Origin of the sequence: Microbacterium sp. UNCCL10, assembly GCF_000746195.1 — a bacterium.
Classification (GTDB): Bacteria; Actinomycetota; Actinomycetes; order Actinomycetales; family Microbacteriaceae; genus Microbacterium; species Microbacterium saccharophilum.
On the sequence record NZ_JQKT01000008.1, the window covers coordinates 1 to 15,563 of the forward strand.

At 68.4% G+C, this 15,563-nt stretch carries 16 protein-coding genes; 5 read left to right on the forward strand and 11 right to left on the reverse strand.

Features of this window, described 5'->3' with window-relative positions:
• The 4 genes from BR85_RS08530 to BR85_RS08545 form a co-directional block, all read left to right on the forward strand.
• Nucleotides 1-280, forward strand: a 280-nt coding sequence (locus BR85_RS08530; protein ID WP_036275383.1) for an IS256 family transposase, incomplete at its 5' end; no start/stop codon positions are given.
• Between the two features lie 309 nt (nt 281-589).
• Nucleotides 590-865: a hypothetical protein gene (locus tag BR85_RS08535; RefSeq protein WP_051526285.1), complete on the forward strand. Its 276-nt coding sequence runs from the start codon at nt 590-592 to the stop codon at nt 863-865.
• Nucleotides 865-1,839 carry a cytochrome c biogenesis CcdA family protein gene (locus BR85_RS08540; RefSeq protein WP_028496502.1) on the forward strand — a complete coding sequence of 325 codons (975 nt, stop codon included), beginning with the start codon at nt 865-867 and terminating at the stop codon, nt 1,837-1,839. The genes BR85_RS08535 and BR85_RS08540 overlap by 1 nt, the downstream gene beginning before the upstream one ends.
• Entirely contained in the window at nt 1,836-2,438 is a 603-nt protein-coding gene (locus BR85_RS08545) for a peroxiredoxin family protein (protein WP_005049611.1), read from the forward strand. The genes BR85_RS08540 and BR85_RS08545 overlap by 4 nt, the downstream gene beginning before the upstream one ends.
• 78 nt (nt 2,439-2,516) lie before the next feature.
• Here the strand turns inward: BR85_RS08545 and BR85_RS08550 are convergent, their stop codons facing one another.
• The 11 genes from BR85_RS08550 to BR85_RS08600 all read right to left on the reverse strand — a co-directional run bounded on the left by BR85_RS08550 (nt 2,517) and on the right by BR85_RS08600 (nt 14,442).
• Nucleotides 2,517-2,828, reverse strand: a complete 312-nt coding sequence (locus BR85_RS08550) for a hypothetical protein (RefSeq protein ID WP_005049610.1) — start codon at nt 2,826-2,828, stop codon at nt 2,517-2,519.
• A 218-nt stretch (nt 2,829-3,046) separates the two neighbouring features.
• Nucleotides 3,047-3,286 carry a DUF2933 domain-containing protein gene (locus BR85_RS08555; RefSeq protein WP_005049609.1) on the reverse strand — a complete coding sequence of 80 codons (240 nt, stop codon included), beginning with the start codon at nt 3,284-3,286 and terminating at the stop codon, nt 3,047-3,049.
• Nucleotides 3,283-3,528: a hypothetical protein gene (locus BR85_RS08560; RefSeq protein WP_231478653.1), complete on the reverse strand. Its 246-nt coding sequence runs from the start codon at nt 3,526-3,528 to the stop codon at nt 3,283-3,285. Before BR85_RS08560 ends, BR85_RS08555 begins: the two co-directional genes overlap by 4 nt.
• Nucleotides 3,529-3,620: 92 nt before the next feature.
• Nucleotides 3,621-4,517, reverse strand: coding sequence for a sensor histidine kinase (locus tag BR85_RS08565; protein ID WP_231478652.1), 897 nt, complete (start codon nt 4,515-4,517; stop codon nt 3,621-3,623).
• A gap of 242 nt (nt 4,518-4,759) precedes the next feature.
• Nucleotides 4,760-5,557 carry a response regulator gene (locus BR85_RS08570; protein ID WP_442921762.1) on the reverse strand — a complete coding sequence of 266 codons (798 nt, stop codon included), beginning with the start codon at nt 5,555-5,557 and terminating at the stop codon, nt 4,760-4,762.
• A gap of 94 nt (nt 5,558-5,651) precedes the next feature.
• Nucleotides 5,652-7,181, reverse strand: a complete 1,530-nt coding sequence (locus BR85_RS08575; RefSeq protein WP_092896949.1) for a multicopper oxidase family protein — start codon at nt 7,179-7,181, stop codon at nt 5,652-5,654.
• Complete coding sequence (locus BR85_RS08580; RefSeq protein WP_028496497.1) at nt 7,174-9,771, reverse strand: heavy metal translocating P-type ATPase; 2,598 nt, start codon at nt 9,769-9,771, stop codon at nt 7,174-7,176. Before BR85_RS08580 ends, BR85_RS08575 begins: the two co-directional genes overlap by 8 nt.
• Nucleotides 9,771-12,233 carry a phosphoketolase family protein gene (locus BR85_RS08585; RefSeq protein ID WP_028496496.1) on the reverse strand — a complete coding sequence of 821 codons (2,463 nt, stop codon included), beginning with the start codon at nt 12,231-12,233 and terminating at the stop codon, nt 9,771-9,773. Before BR85_RS08585 ends, BR85_RS08580 begins: the two co-directional genes overlap by 1 nt.
• A gap of 58 nt (nt 12,234-12,291) precedes the next feature.
• Nucleotides 12,292-13,149 carry a F510_1955 family glycosylhydrolase gene (locus BR85_RS08590; protein ID WP_028496495.1) on the reverse strand — a complete coding sequence of 286 codons (858 nt, stop codon included), beginning with the start codon at nt 13,147-13,149 and terminating at the stop codon, nt 12,292-12,294.
• A gap of 111 nt (nt 13,150-13,260) precedes the next feature.
• Nucleotides 13,261-13,878 carry a DUF305 domain-containing protein gene (locus BR85_RS08595; RefSeq protein ID WP_028496494.1) on the reverse strand — a complete coding sequence of 206 codons (618 nt, stop codon included), beginning with the start codon at nt 13,876-13,878 and terminating at the stop codon, nt 13,261-13,263.
• 102 nt (nt 13,879-13,980) lie between these two features.
• The gene (locus tag BR85_RS08600) at nt 13,981-14,442 is read right to left on the reverse strand and encodes a DUF6153 family protein (protein WP_028496493.1); all 462 of its coding nucleotides are present in this window, start codon (nt 14,440-14,442) and stop codon (nt 13,981-13,983) included.
• 215 nt (nt 14,443-14,657) lie between these two features.
• Between BR85_RS08600 and BR85_RS08605 the strand changes: the two genes are divergently transcribed.
• A complete protein-coding gene (locus BR85_RS08605; RefSeq protein ID WP_028496492.1) occupies nt 14,658-15,086 on the forward strand; it encodes a hypothetical protein in 429 nt (142 codons plus the stop codon).
• The last annotated feature ends 477 nt before the right edge of the window (nt 15,087-15,563 follow it).

Below are 15,563 nucleotides of genomic sequence, written 5' to 3' on the forward strand. Positions count from 1 at the left end.
GAACGACATCCTCGCGTTCTGCGGCTTCCCGCCCCAGCACTGGCGGCAGATCTGGTCCACGAACCCTCTGGAGCGGGTCAACAAGGAGATCAAACGCCGCACCGACGTGGTTGGCACGTTCCCCAACCCGGCAGCGTTGCTGCGCCTGGCCGGCCACGTCCTCATCGAACAGCACGACGAGTGGGACGGCGCCGACCGACGCTACTTCAGCGAGCACTCCATGAAGCTCCTGCACGTCACAGAAGAGGAGGTCGCCATCCCCGAACTCACTGCGGCATAATCACAGAAGCTGATCCCGCACGGTGTTGAGAAACTCCACCACTCAGCGGGACGTCACCTGTTCGGTAGCAAGCGACAGCGGTTGCTTGCCGCGTCATTTCGCGGTTCAGTATCGTCTGCGTACAGCGTCGTCGCGGTCGCGGCTCAGCTCCGTTCACACTCTTCCCACATCTGTCCCACCCATAGCGCTGGGGCTCCGCTCTGGTGCGGCTGTCCGTAGCGATCAGCCTCCTTGATCGAATCTTGATCCAATCCCAATGGAACCCCCACATGCGCCGGTGAGGCTGAGGGAGTGAACGATCGACCCCCCGTGATCCCCACCAGCCGTCCACAGATCCTGCTGGTGTCCTCCGCCGCGTGCGGACACTGTGCTGACGCGGAACTCGTGCTCGAGAAGGCCCGCGCCGAGGGTCTCGTCGACCTCGAGGTCGTCGATGCCGAATCGGCCAGAGGAAGCACGCTCGTCGCTCGGCACCGGCCGGCGATGTTCCCTCTGATCCTGCTCGAGGGGGAGTTCTTCAGCGCTGGACGGCTGCCGCGTGGACTCCTTTCACGGGTTCTCGGCGTAGCGCGAGCTCGTATCTGATGGGCAGTGAACTCCTCGCCACCGGGTCGATCCTCGCCGCCTTTCTCGCCGGCGGCGTCGCGTTGTTCGCGCCCTGCTGCATCGTCTTCCTCGCCCCCAGCTACCTCGCCGCCGCCGTGAAGAACCGACGCTGGAAGCTGCTGCCGCTGACTTTCGTCTTCGCCGCCGGACTCGCGGCTGTTCTCGTCCCGATCACCGTGGGCGCCAACTTGATCGCCGGCGCCATCGCCCGCTACCACGCGGTCCTCTACTGGGCCGGCGGGCTTCTGATGATCGGGCTGGCGATCCTGGCCCTGTCCGGCCGGATGTGGTCCATGCCCGGGATGCTGCGAGCCCCCAGCGCGGGGAGGAGCGACACGGCGACCTTCTTCAGCCTCGGCGTGTTCTCCGGCATCGCGTCGAGCTGCTGCGCGCCCGTGCTCGCAGGGGTGATGACACTGTCCGCCCTGTCCGGATCACCGGCAGGTGGCACGGTGCTCGGCCTTGCATACGTGTTCGGGATGGTGCTGCCTTTGTTCCTCATGGCGCTGCTGTGGGACAAGCTCCCTAAGGGCGGACAGTCGTGGCTGCGCGCCAAGCCGGTGCGCCTGCGGGTGGGGCGTCGGATCCTCGCGACGAACACCGTGAACCTGCTCGTCGCGGCCGGATTCGTTGCGATGGGCGTCGCAGTGATCCTGCAGGCCGGTGCGACCGATATGACCGGCGGCGGGTCGCAGTCAGGGGTCGCCGCGTGGCTGACCGATCTGTTCGCGTTCGTCCTGCAGTGGACGGCACCCATCCCGGACCCCGTTCTGGGCGCCGCCCTGATCGGGCTGGTCGGCATCTTCGTGCTCGCGACGCTCCGCGATCGTGGCCACGACACTCCCCTCGACCCACCCGACGGAGGCGACTCGCCCGACACCACGGGACGCGCTGCCGACGCGCCGGACCCCGTCGCTGACCCCACACCCCGACCCACGGAGAGCACCCCATGAACCGCAAGACCCGCGAAACGGTCAGCGCCCCCGCCCGCACCCGCCGGCAGAGCCCCCGCTCACGGGCACGGATCTGGGTGACCGCCTCGGCCGTTACCGTCGGCGCCGTCCTGGTCGGGTACGGGATCTACTCCGCCATCCCCGAGGCGGCCCCGGTCGATGTCGAAGCCGCCGCAGACTTCACGCTGCCCGCAACCGATGGGAGCACCGTCAGCCTGAGCGATCTCCGCGGAGAGACGGTGGTGCTCTACTTCAACGAGGGCGCCGGATGCGGTTCCTGCACCGCACAGATGGCCGCCATCGAGAAGAGCGCCGGCTTCGCCGAAAAGGACATCACCGTCCTCCCCATCGTGATGAACCCGGCCGCGCAGATCCAGGCGGACATGGACGCGTTCGGCGTCACAACCCCGTACCTGCTCGACGACGGGACCGTGTCGGAGGCCTACGACGTCCTCGGCAAAGGCATGCATGCCGGCCTTCCCGGTCACGGGTTCGTGCTCATCGACGCCGAGGGGAACGAGCGCTGGCGCGGCGACTACCCCTCGATGTGGCTGGACCCCGAGGAGCTCCTCCACGAAGTGCAGGAAGCGCTGGGATAGACCCCTGCGCGACCGCGACACCCACCGAGACCCGCGAGGCGATGGCCGGGCTCTGGCGAGGAGGCCCCCGTGCGCGAGTCACCGTGCGCGAGACGCGATCGCGTCTATGAGCTGCTCGGTGGTCGGCAGCCCGGCGAGCCCCGTCGGGGTCGCGTAGACCCGGCACGCGACGTCCGAGGCTGGTTCCCCGCCGGGGAAGAGGTCCGCGCCGTCGAGAAGGATCGTCGGCGATCCGGCGAACCGCAGGCGGGCGGCTTCCTCTCCGGTCGTGACGACTCGGAGCCGGATGGGGGTGTCGCCGAAGCCCGTCGCACGGAGGGCCGCCTCGAGTCGACGGCGCGTGTCGACCCAGCTCGGACAGTCGTCGATGTGCAGGAGCTCGATGTCCATGAGTCCATTCTCCGCCGGGATTCTCGTCACTGCAGCGCCGGTACCTCGCTGCGACGGGGCAGAGGGCGTTGCCGGGTCCCCCCAGTCTGCTCCCCCGGGCTGGCAGCGAGGGAAGAGCGCCGCGGACAGTAAGGCACCCTCACCCCCGCCGTTCATCGGCGAAGGTGAGGGTGCGGGTCAAACGGGCCCCACCGATTGGGCGGGGTGCCTCAGCCGGATCAGGGAAGGCGCTCGTGGTTGTCGCGTGACGGGGCATGCTGGTCGTGCGCCGAAGTCGACGGCTCTCCGTGGCCGTGCGTGCCGTGCCTGTTCATGAAGTACATCATGGCGATCATGCTAAGCGGGCAGGCGAGCAGCAGGGCAAACGGCAGCGCCTGGGCGAGATCGACGCCGAACGCGACCAGGCCGACGAGGATGATCGTCGCGGCGCCGGCGAGGAGAATGAGGTGCTTCTTCATCGTGTTCCTTCATTGTTGACGGGCGCCGAATCGTTCACAGCGGCCCGGATGGACTGGTAGGTGGGAAGGTCGATGTCGCCGCTTGCTAGACGTGCGTCCAGCAAGGACTTCGCGTCGCTCGGTGTCTGCGGGGCGGGGAAGATGCGTTGCACCGCCCAGACGACGACTCCGATGACGATCCCCCACCCGGCGACCATGGCGATCCAGCCGACGACATCCATCTGCCCGCACCACACGCTCACGACCGCCTCCTCAGTTCACCGGCGGGGTTGCCGGTGATGTCCTTCCAGACTGGGCGGCGCAGATCAAGGACGCGCAGTGGTCTGATGAAGAATCACTGAAGGTGCGCCCCCCGCGCGGCGTCCTCCCCATCGAGGGGCAGTTCGATGAGGAATTCTGCGCCGTGGCCCGCACCCGCGCTGTGGGCGGTGACGGTTCCGCCGTGCGCGTGCACGAGGGCGCGGGTGATGCTGAGGCCGATCCCCGACCCGCCGTGCGCGCGGTCCCTGGCAGCGTCCACCCGATAGAACCGCTCGAACAGGTGCGGCAGGTGTGCCTGGTCGATGCCTTCCCCGTTATCGGCAACGACGAAGCGCACCCCGCTCGGGGTGGGCGCGGCGCTGAGACGGACGGTGCCGCCGGTAGGGGTATGTCGCAACGCGTTGTCGAGAAGATTCGCGAACACCTGCCCGAGCCGGTCGAGGTCCACGGGCAGGTCCGGCAGGTGCGGCGCATCGACGACGAGGGTCACGCCGGCGGCGGCGTAGGCGCCGGCGGCCGCTGCCGCCGCCGCGGAGAGGATCGCCCCGGGTGCAAGGGGTTGCCGGTGCAGGTGCAGGTTACCGCTGTCGACACGGCTGACGTCGGAGAGGTCCGCGGAGAGCCGGGTGAGACGGGACGCCTGTGCCCGCAACACCGCGGTGGTCGCGGGAGTGAGCTGCTGCACGTCGTCGTCCAGCGCGTCCAGGGTGGCCGCTATGGTGGCGACCGGCGTGCGCAGCTCATGGGCCACGTCCGCCGTCAGCCGCCGGCGCAGCTGCTCGTCTCGGTCGAGACGATCGGCCATAGCGTTGAAAGCACGCGCGAGCTGGTCGAACTCGGCACCGACCCCGGGCGCTGTCACACGGGTATCGAAGCGACCGGCGGCGAGACGTGTCGACGCCTCGGCCATCGTGCGCAACGACGCGCCGATGCGGCGCGCGAGGAAGACACTGGCGGCGACGGATGTCACCGTGGCGGAGCCCAGAGCGATGGTCGTCGCGAGCGTGCTCGCGGATCGGAAGGCCTCCTCCGCGTGGCCGATGGCGTCTTGGGAGGCCCCTCCCGACTCGGTGACGTGTTGGAGGAACAGGGCCGGGCCGACGAGAGTCGCGACGAGGAACGCCGTGAGCCCTCCCGCGATGACGACCAAGGTCATCGCGATGACAAGACGCGCGGCGATCCCGCGCACCACAGGCGCACCGGCGGGGATGATCATCGCCCCGGCCCCATCCGATATCCCACCCCGCGGACCGTCCGGACATACTTCTGCTCGGTGGCCGTGTCGCCGAGCTTCTGCCGGATGTGCAGAACATGCACATCCACGAGGTGGTCATCGCCGACCCACTCGCCACCCCACACCGCGTTGATGAGCGCCTGGCGAGTGAACACCTGACCCGGGTTCAGCGCCAACGCCGCCAGCACGTCGAACTCGATGCGCGTCAGCGGCACCGGGCGTCCCCCCAGGGACACTTCGCGCCCTCGAACGTCGATCGCCAACGCGCCAAACGAAACGAGCGGGGCAGTCCCTTCCGCAGCCGCGGCGCGCGGACGCCGCATCATGACCCCGATGCGGGCGACGAGCTCGCGCGGGCTGAACGGCTTGGTCATGTAGTCGTCCGCTCCCACCGTCAACCCGATCAGCATGTCGACCTCGTCGACTCGGGCCGTGAGCATGAGGATGTAGCAGTCCGAGAAGGTGCGTATGCTCCGGCAGACCTCCACCCCGTCCAGGCCAGGCAAGCCCAGATCCAACACCACGACAGCAGGATCCCGCTCGCGCGCCAAGCGCACCGCCGAAGGCCCATCGGCCGCCGACGCGACCTCGAACCCCTCGCGCTCCAGGTATCCGGCGAGCACGTCCGCGAGCGCCTCTTCATCGTCGACGACGAGCGCGCGGCGGCGATCTGGCAAGTGGCTGCTCATGACTGTGTACGCTTTCGCGACACGACCGGGATCGAAGTCGCCGCGATCGGAAGTGAAGGAGGCATCGCCGCAGTGGCGTGCCGCCACTCCCGCGCCCCCATGATGCTCCTGGTCGGCGGAGGACCCATGCGTGAACGGCCCTCGAGCAGCACTGCACCCTCGGGGACTCGGCGGCCCGGGATCATGATCGGTACCCGAATACAGTGGTCATGCCAGACTCGGCGTGGTAAATGTTATGGCAGTGAGCGATCCACAAGCCGGGGTTGTCGGCGTCGAACTCGACGGTGAGTGTGCGCCCGGGCAGGATGGTCGAGGTGTCCTTGCGGGGCCCGCCGCCCTCGTGCTGGTAGGTGTGGCCGTGCAGGTGGAACGGATGCCACATCTTGGTGTCGTTCCGGATCCGTAGCTGAACCCGTTCCCCCTTGCTGATGGCGTGCACGTCCCGCAAAGGGTCGGTCATGTCGAATTGGCGCCCGTCGATTCCCCAGTCGTAGGCCGCCATCCCGCCCGTCAGTGTGAGGTCGATCAGCCGGTCTGGGGTGGTCCGGCTCAGGGCAACCTCGGCGGCGGCGGTCAGATTCTGCGCTGTCCCCACCTGACGGCTATCCAGTTCCGAAACCTCGACGTCGCTCATCGGCGCGGTGCCGCTACCAGTGCGGACCAACGCGAACGCGCGGTCTCGTTTTCCTTCAGCTTCTGCCACGACCGGGAAGACCCCGTCGCCGAGTGTTACCTGCACGTCGTAACGTTCGCCCATCCCGAGCAGGATGCTGTCGACCTCCACCGGCTCGACAGGGAATCCATCAGTGTGCGTAATCGTCAGCGCGTGACCACCCATCGCGAACCGGAACGCGGTGTCGCTGCCCGCATTGATGAGGCGGATGCGTACCACGTTGCCGGGGGTGCCAGTGAACTGGGCAGGGTCGGCGGGGGGTTTCCCGTTGATCAGATAGTGGGGGTAGTAGACGTCGCCAGCGTCACCGCCGAGCAAGTCGGAAGTGGCGCCCATGAGCATGTTTCCCATCCGCATGAACATGTCGCCCATCCCGCCCATGTTTCCCATCCCCGCCGAGAGGTCGGTGAGGACCTGGTCGGGGGTAGCGGTGACCCCGTCGAGCCAGTCGTCGAGGATCAGCACCCATTCGTCGTCCCAGCTCACCTTCTCGTGGGGGTCGTCGACGATGAGTGCGCCGTAGAGTCCGTGGTCCAGCTGGGGGCCGACGTGCGGGTGGAACCAATAGGTGCCGGGGTGAGGTGTGACAAATTCGTACACGAACTGCCCGCCCGGTCCGACAGGGACTTGGGTGACCGGAGGCACGCCATCCATGTCGTTTCGTAGGGCGAGGCCGTGCCAGTGCACCGAGGTGTCCGCCTCGAGCTGATTGCGCAAGGTCGCTCTCAGGGTGTCGCCAGCTGCGAGCCGAATCACTGGTGCGGGGACCCCGCCGAATGCCAAGGTGGCTGCGGCGGTACCGGCGAGATCCAGGGTGGTCGGCGCGGCTGTCAGATCTACCGTGGTTACCCGGCCGGTGCCACCACGGGCCTTCTCCGTGCCGGACACCGCCGCACCGGTGGGCTTCACCCACTGAGGTGCCGGGGTGCAGGAGGCGAGGACGACTGCCGCGGCGGCACCCAGCCCGAGCCCGAGCACACCCCGTCGGGTCAGCAGCATCGGTGAGGAAGGTTCCGCAGAGAGCAGACGGTCAGCCACGTGCGGACTCCTTCTCCGTCGTCGCCGCGCCGGCTGCGGCGGGGGCCATGGCTGGCAGCCGCAGCCGCTTGAGCAGGAGGGCGTTGACGGCGACGATGACGCTGGACCCGGACATGGACAGCGCGGCGATCTCCGGGGAGAGCATGATCCCGAACGCCGGGTAGAACACCCCGGCGGCGATCGGGAGGGCTGCGGCGTTGTAGCCGATCGCCCAGCCCAGGTTCTGCCGCATCTTCCGCAGGGTGCCCTTGCCGATCTTCAGCGCGATGGCGACATCGAGCGGGTCGGAGCGCATGAGCACGACATCGGCGGTCTCGATGGCGACATCGGTGCCGGCGCCGATCGCGATGCCCAGGTCGGCCTGCGCGAGGGCGGGGGCGTCGTTGACGCCGTCGCCGACCATCGCCACCTTCTTGCCGGCGGACTGGAGCTCGGCGACCTTCTGCGACTTGTCCTCGGGAAGCACCTCGGCGATCACTGTGTCGATACCCAGCAGGGCAGCGATCCGTTCCGCGGTGGGCTGGTTGTCGCCGGTGAGCATCACGACCGCGACACCCTGCTCGTGCAGGGCGTCGACGGCGGCCTTCGCGCTCTCCCGGGGCGCGTCGGCCAGGGCGATCACCCCGGCGATCCGCCCGTCAACGGCGAACATAATCGCGGTGCGGCCCGAGGCCGCGAGTGACTCCTGGGACGCCTGGATCGGGGTTATGTCGACGCGTTCCGCGGTCATCAGCCGAGCGTTTCCGAGGACGATGCGCTTCCCATCCACGGTCGCCACGGCGCCCTGCCCGGTGATGTTCCGGAACGCAGTGGCCTGCCGGCGCGGAATGCCGCGGGCATCCGCATACGCGACGATCGCCTGCGCGAGCGGATGCTCCGACTCCCGCTCCGCCGCGGCCGCCAGGCTCAGCAGCTCGAGATCGTCTCCTCCGACGGTGAGGTAGTCGGTGACCTCGGGTTCGCCCTTGGTCAGGGTGCCGGTCTTGTCGAAGACGACGGTGGTGATGCGGGCCGCGGACTCGATCGCACCGGCGCTCTTGAACAGGACACCGCGCTTGGCCCCGAGACCGGTACCGACCATGATCGCGGTCGGGGTCGCCAGCCCGAGGGCGTCGGGGCAGGTGATGACCACGACGGTGATGGCGAACAGGATCGCCATCGGCACCGCCGCCCCTGCCAGCATCCACACCAGGAAGGTCGTCGTTCCGCCGATCAGGGCGACGAGCACGAGCCAGAACGCGGCCCGGTCGGCGAGCCGCTGCCCCGGGGCCTTGGAGTTCTGCGCCTCCTGCACCAGTTTCACGATCTGCGCCAGCGCCGTGTCCGACCCGACCTTGGTCGCCGTCACCCGCAGGGTGCCGACGGTGTTCACGGTCGCGCCGATGACCTCAGACCCGGGCGTTTTGTCCACCGGCATGGACTCGCCGGTGACCATCGACTCGTCCACCTCCGACTCGCCCGATTCCACCACCCCGTCGGTGGGCACTTTGGCGCCCGGCCGCACCAGCATGAGGTCCCCCGGCACCACGTCGGAGGTCGCGATCTCGACCTCCTCCCCATCACGGATCACGACCGCCTGCGAGGGAGCCAGCTCGAGGAGGGTGCGGATGGCGTCGTTCGCGCCGCCGCGCGCCCGCATTTCCACCCAATGCCCCAGCAACACGAACGTGGCGAGCACGGTCGCGGCCTCATAGAACACCTCGCCGCCGCCGGTGAGGGTGACGAACAGGCTGTACAGCCACCCCGCGCCGACACCCACCGCGACGAGGACCATCATGTCCAGCGTGCGGGCACGAAGCGCCCGGTAGGCCCCGTCGAAGAAGATCCAGGCCGAGTAGAAGATCACCGGAAGCGAGAGGATCAGCATGAACAGGTCATCCCGTAACCCGAACGGCGCGGGGAGATCGAAACCGATCACCTCCCGCCCGATCGGAGACCACAGCGTGATCGGGATCGACAGGATCAGCGCGACCAGGAACCGGTTGCGCATGTCACGGATCATCGCGTCCATCGACATGCCGGCATGGTGACCGCCGTGGCCCATCATCTCCTGTGCGCTGTGCTCCGCAGCCCCGTGATCGTGCCCGCCCGGGGCCGTGGAGTGACTCGAGTGCTGGACGTCGTGACCGGCGTGCTCGCCGGTATCCGCCGCCGCCGAGAGGGCGTGGCCCTGTGGCGCGACGGGGTGCGCCACGTCTTGGCCAGGGGCGGGGTCGTGGACGGGATCAGCCTCGTGACCCTCGTGGCTCGCGTGACCTTGGTGCTCGTGGTGGCCCGAATGAGGTTCGTGTGCGCTGTGAGCCGCATGGCCGCTCCGGGCGCTGTGATCGTGCGGGTCGTGCGAGGGGTCGCAGATGTGGTCGGGAACGGACTGGCCGGCGCAGTGGTAGCCGCACTCAATCACCCATTGCTGTAGGTGAGCGACCGACGTCGTTTGCGGATCGTAGGTGACTGTCGCGGTCTGCGACACGGGGTTCGCCTGGACGGCGATCACGCCGGGCTGGCGGGCGAGGTGAGCTTCGGTGACGTTCTTCGAGGTCGCGCGGAGCATGCCGCTGACTTGAAGGGTCACGGTTTTGGTGTCGTTCATCACAGTTCCTTCCCGATGACGGGGTCGGTGGCGGGTGTATCAGTGTCGGGGTGAGGCCATTCCCAGTCGGCGACGGCGGGGATGTCGGTGCCGTGCTGACGGGTGTGGGCGCGGGCGCGCAGGCGGGCGTCCTGCAGCTCCTGACGCAGCCCGGCTTGGCGGGCGGCCAGGCCAGGGACGTGGTCCAGGACGTCGATGGCGAGCTGGTAACGGTCGAGGTCGTTGAGCATCACCATGTCGAACGGGGTCGTGGTGGTGCCCCGCTCCTGGAACCCGTGCACGTGCAGGTTCTGATGCCCGGCACGCTTGTAGGTGAGCCGGTGGATCAGCCACGGGTAGCCGTGGTAGGCGAAGACGACTGGCTTGTCGGGAGGGAAGATCGCGTCGAACTCCCGGTCCGGTAGCCCGTGCGGATGCTGGTCCTCGGACTGCAGCCGGGTCAGGTCGACGACGTTCACCACCCGCACCTTCAAATCCGGCAGACGCTCGCGCAGCAACGCCGCAGCGGCCAGAGTCTCCAGGGTGGGAACGTCCCCGGCGGCGGCGAGCACCACATCCGGCTCCGTGCCCTCAGTCTCGGTGCCCGCCCACGGCAGGATGCCAAGCCCACGAGCGCAGTGCTCGATCGCCTCATCCATTGTCAGCCACTGCGGGGCAGGCTGCTTTCCGGCCACGACGACATTGATGTACCCGGTCGAGCGCAGGCAGTGGTCGTAGGTGGATAGCAGCGTGTTTGTGTCGAAGGGCAAATAGACGCGCACGATGTCGGGGCTCTTGTTCAGCGCGAGGTCGATGAACCCGGGATCCTGATGGCTGAACCCGTTGTGATCCTGCCGCCACACGTGACTGGAGAGCAGATAGTTGAAGCTCGGGATCGGATCCCGCCATGACACCTCACGGGCGGCTTCCAGCCACTTGGCATGCTGGTTGAACATCGAGTCCACGATGTGGGTGAACGCCTCGTAGCAGTTGAACAGGCCGTGCCGCCCGGTCAGGACATAGCCTTCCAGCCAGCCCTGGCACTGGTGCTCGCTGAGCACCTCCATCACCCGGCCCGTCGGCGCCAAATGCTCGTCCCCCGGTTCCACGGCCGCGTTCCACTGCTTACCCGTGGCCTCGAACACCGCTGGAGCGAGCCGGTTGGAGGCTGTCTCGTCGGGGCCGAAGATGCGGAAGTTGTCCGGGTTGTCCCGGATCACCCCCGCCAACCACTCGCCCAGCGCCCGGGTCGCCTCCCCCGTCGACGCGCCCCGCTCCGCGGGGTCGACCGGGTGTGCGTGCTCCCCGAAGTCGGGCAGGCGCAGCGGGACGGTCAGCTGCCCGCCGTTGCCGGCCGGGTTCGCGCTCATCCGCCGCACCCCCGCAGGGGCGGCCGCGACCGTGGCGGGGAACGGAGCGCCCGCGGAATCGAAGAGCTCATCCGGCCGGTAGGAGCGCAGCCAATCCTGGAGGATCTGCAGGTGCTCGGGGGTGTCGCGCGCTTCGGCGAGCGGCACCTGGTGGGCCCGCCAGGTACCCTCGACCGGCACCCCGTCGATCATCGTCGGGCACGTCCACCCCTTGGGGCTGCGCAGCACGATCGCTGGCCACGCCGGCCGCCCCTCCAGCGTTCCGGCCGCAGCGTGGGCCTTGATGTCCGCGATACGGTCCAGCACCTCGTCCAGTACTGCCGCGAACTTCGCATGGGATTCTCGCGGGACCTCGTTGTCGAACCCGACTGTGACCATGTAGGCGTCATGGCCGTATCCGCGCAGGAGCGAAACCAGCTCATGGTCGGGGATGCGGGACAGCACGGTAGGGTTTGCGATCTTGTACCCGTTCAAGTGCAGGATCGGCAGCACCACCCCGTCGCAGGCAGGGCTCAGGAACTTGTTTCCGTGCCATGCGGTCGCCAGTGGCCCGGTCTCGGCCTCGCCGTCGCCGATCACGCAGGCGACCAGCAGGTCGGGGTTGTCAAACGCTGCGCCGTAGGCGTGGACGAGGGAGTAGCCGAGCTCGCCGCCCTCGTTGATCGACCCCGGCGTGTCCGGGGAGGCGTGGGAGGGGATGCCGCCGGGGAAGGAGAACTGCCGGAACAGCGCCTTGAGCCCCTCCTCTGTGCGGTCGATCCGCGGGTACAGCTCCGTGTAGGTGCCGTCCAGGTAGGCGTTGGCGACCATGCCCGGCCCTCCGTGCCCCGGTCCGGTCACGTACAGGGTGTTCAGGTCCCGGTCGGTGATCACCCGGTTGAGGTGGGCGTACAGGAAGTTCAGGCCCGGGGTGGTGCCCCAGTGCCCGAGCAGCCGCGGCTTGATGTGCTTCGGGGTGAGCGGATGGCGCAGGAGCGGGTTGTCGAGCAGATAGATCTGTCCGATGCTCAGATAATTCGCCGCCCGCCACCACGCATCTACCCCCGCCAACTGCTCCGCGGTGGCATCGGCGGTGCGCTGCGCCCACGATGCGGGTGCCGGTGTGTGTGTCATGGTCGATCTCCTTCCGATCCGAGGCCGCCCGGGCCGCGCAGTCTCCGAAAAGCGGTGGTCATTGTGTCGCTGCCGGGACGAGAACGGTGGCGGTGGTGTCGCGGATCCAGACCACGCCGCGGTCATCGACGAGGACAATCGCGCCATCCGCGGTGACACCGAGCGCCTGGACGGTGCCGGTAGCGGAACCGATCTCCTCCCATGTGGCGCCGACCAGGCGCCACAATGTCCCGTCGGTGTCCGCCCCGACCACCCCGCCGGCCGGGTCGGCCTCCGCCAGGTATAGCACCGGTGCGCCCGGCGCGGGGGTGAACGTGGCGCCGCCGTCCGCGCTCAGCTGAACCCCGTCCTGCGTGGCAGCAAAGAGGGTGCCGTCGGCGGCAGCGGCGAGGTCGACGGCGGGCAGCTCGGCGCCCTCCGACCAGGTAGTCCCGTGGTCGCCGCTGCTGCGCAGCACCCGGCTGGAGGATCCGATCCCGTGCAGCACCCCATCGGGCGTGGTGGTGAGCACGTGGAAGTCTTCTTCCCCGGTGAACGAGACCGGCTCCCACGTTTGCCCCGCGTCGGTGCTTCGGACGATACCGAGGTGAGGGGCGCCCAGTTCTGTCGGGGTGGCGGGCCCGGGGTGCCCCGAGGCGTAGAGGGTGTCGCCGCTGGCGGTCAGACCCATCGCGTCCAGGTCGATGCCTCCGACCGGGCCGGTCACGGTGCCGTCCTCGGTGAGCGTGTACAGGCCGGTGTGGGTACCCAGCAGGACGACGCCGTCACCGGAGTCGACGATGCCATGTACATGCCCGAAAGTGGCCCCGTGCGCGGCAGCGTCGGGTTCCGAGGGAGTGCTGGCGCATCCGGCCAGCAGCAGCGCGGCGGTGACGGCCGCCGCGATGGCCGCCACGCGTGTGGTGGGAGAAGTCATGGAGTGGGCCTTTCATGCGGGTGCGCCGGGTACGGACGCTCCCGCGGTGCAGGTAGTGGGGCTTCGGGCGGGACCGGTCGGGTGTGTTGGTCCCGCCCGAGGTGGTGCCGGTCAGAGGGTGGCGAGTATGTCCTGCATGGTGGTGATCTCGGCGGTCTGCCCGGCGATGATCTCCTGGGCGAGGGTGGCCACGTCCGCGTTCTCTCCGTCGGTGAGCACCGACTCGGCCATTGTCACGGCGCCCCGGTGGTGGGCGATCATGCCTTCCAGGAACATGCGGCTCGCTTCGATCCCGGTTGCGGCGTGAAGGGCGGTCATCTCGTCGTCCGTCATCATCCCGTCGTCCATGCCCTCCATCCCTTCCATTCCGGACATGGAGTCGTCATACGCGACGCCCCATTCCGTCAGCCAACCCTTCATGGTTTGGATCTCGGGGTCCTGGGCAGCTTTGATCTGTTGGGCGAGGGCGACGACACGCTCGTCAACGCCGTCTTTCGCGAGGATCTGATCGGCCATCTCTAGGGCCTGCTGGTGGTGCGGGATCATCATCGTCACGAACATCACGTCCGCGGCGTTGAATGCGGCGGCGGACTGGGATGGGGCGGTGCTGTTCATGCCACCGGGGCCGTGGTCCATGCCGGGCATGCTGCCGTCGGTGGGGGCGCAGCCGGCGAGCACGAGCACGGTGGCCAGGGCGCCGGCGGTCAGCGTAAGAGTGCGGAAACGCATCAGGGGTGTCCTTGTCTATTCAGTCGGTGAGGGTCTGATTTCAGTGCCCGTGGGTGGGCAGGGCACAACATCCCCAGCGAGGTCGCCGGGGCGCGGACGGAATCAGGTGCGACTGATGGACAGGGAAAGTAGTGAGGGTGGGCGGGGGTGCGGTAGCCCGGCCACCAGCGGCAGGGTGTGCGAGCGCGTGCGTGTGATGGCGCGGGTGAATAGTGCCCGGAGAGCCGGGGTAAACAGGAGGGTCGCGGCGGCCAGCAGCGCCAGCACGCACACGGTCATCAGCACTGAGTGATCCGGCATTCCCGCGGGGGTGCCGCACCCGTCCCGGCAGTCATCCCCCTCGGCCGTGGCGGACATCACCACGCCGTCGGTCGCGGCAGGTGCGGCGGCGACCTGATTGTGGGCGCCCATTGTGCTGCCCTCGAATGCCAGGGTGGGCTGGTGGGAGCCGGTCAGGACGTGCATGAACAGCAGCCCGGTGATGATCGCAAGGGCGATCGGAGCGGCGAGGAGGAGCCGGCGCGACCCGGGGGTTAGGCGCGCGAGCGACCGAATCACGTTCACGACCGACCTCCCTCACGTCCAGCGTAGCGGCGCCCTCCCTCCAAGACACTGGCCGAAGGCTGTGCCCCAGGAGGATCTATCACACGTCAGCATATACCCAGCGGGGGTATACAGGGCTCAGCGTCTCGGTTGGGATCCCGCGTGAAGGTGACGGGCGCTCCCGGGGCCACTACCCGCCGGGGGTATGCTGGGGGCCATTGAGGAAGGGCGGCGGCGTGAACCTGGTGATGGCGGAATGGCGGGCAGGCCAATCTCGGCGTTTCCTCTGGTTCCACCTTGTCGCGGTAACCGCGATCATCGCGGGGCTGCTCGCGATGCACTCGCTGAGTCTCGAAGAGGATGCGGCCGGCACGGTCGTCTCCTCTGCCGTCGTCGCGGGACCCGATGCTGCCGCGAGCGTCCCGGTCAGCGGCCCACCGGCCCCGTCGTGCGACGAAACGATCTGCGAGACGTCTCATGCCGCGACCGCCGTGACGTGTCTCATCGCGTTGATGACCTTGATCATCCTGTTCCTGCCTGCCCGAAATGGGTGGATATCGCTGCTGGCGGGGCTGCGATTCCTGCGCGGCAGGTCGGACCTGTTCACATCCGGGTGGCCTCTTCTCCGGCCCTCCTTGATCGCTCTGTCGATCAGTCGCACCTGATCAGCACCCCATCGGCGCCCACCACCTGAGCCTGGGTGGCCGCGTGCTGTCTGCGCGTTCGTCGCTGTCACGAGATGTGCCCTGCCGGCGCGGCTACCCGCCCCGGGTTGCATCAGCGTGGTCGGCCTCGAGTCTCGCGCCGGCTCATTCCCCACGACGCAGAACGCTGCCGGTCCGCGTGACCGCTGTGGTCCTGCGAACGTCCGACGTCTCCTCTTCGCATTGGAAGTACTATGCCCGAACCAGCCCCCTCCCTCCTGACTATCGTCCTGACTATCGGTGTCGGCCCCCGTGGCGCGGCGAGAGTCTCCCTTGCCCCCACGCCTGCGCGCAAGCGACGCGATCGCCACATGTGTGCGGCTCCCGTCGCCACGAGTCCGCGACACGACGGCACATCTACCCGCCGTCCGTTGATCCCGCTAGTCTCCGAGCCGATATTCGACGCCGAGGCGCCCCGCACCCCGGTCCGCGCCCAGT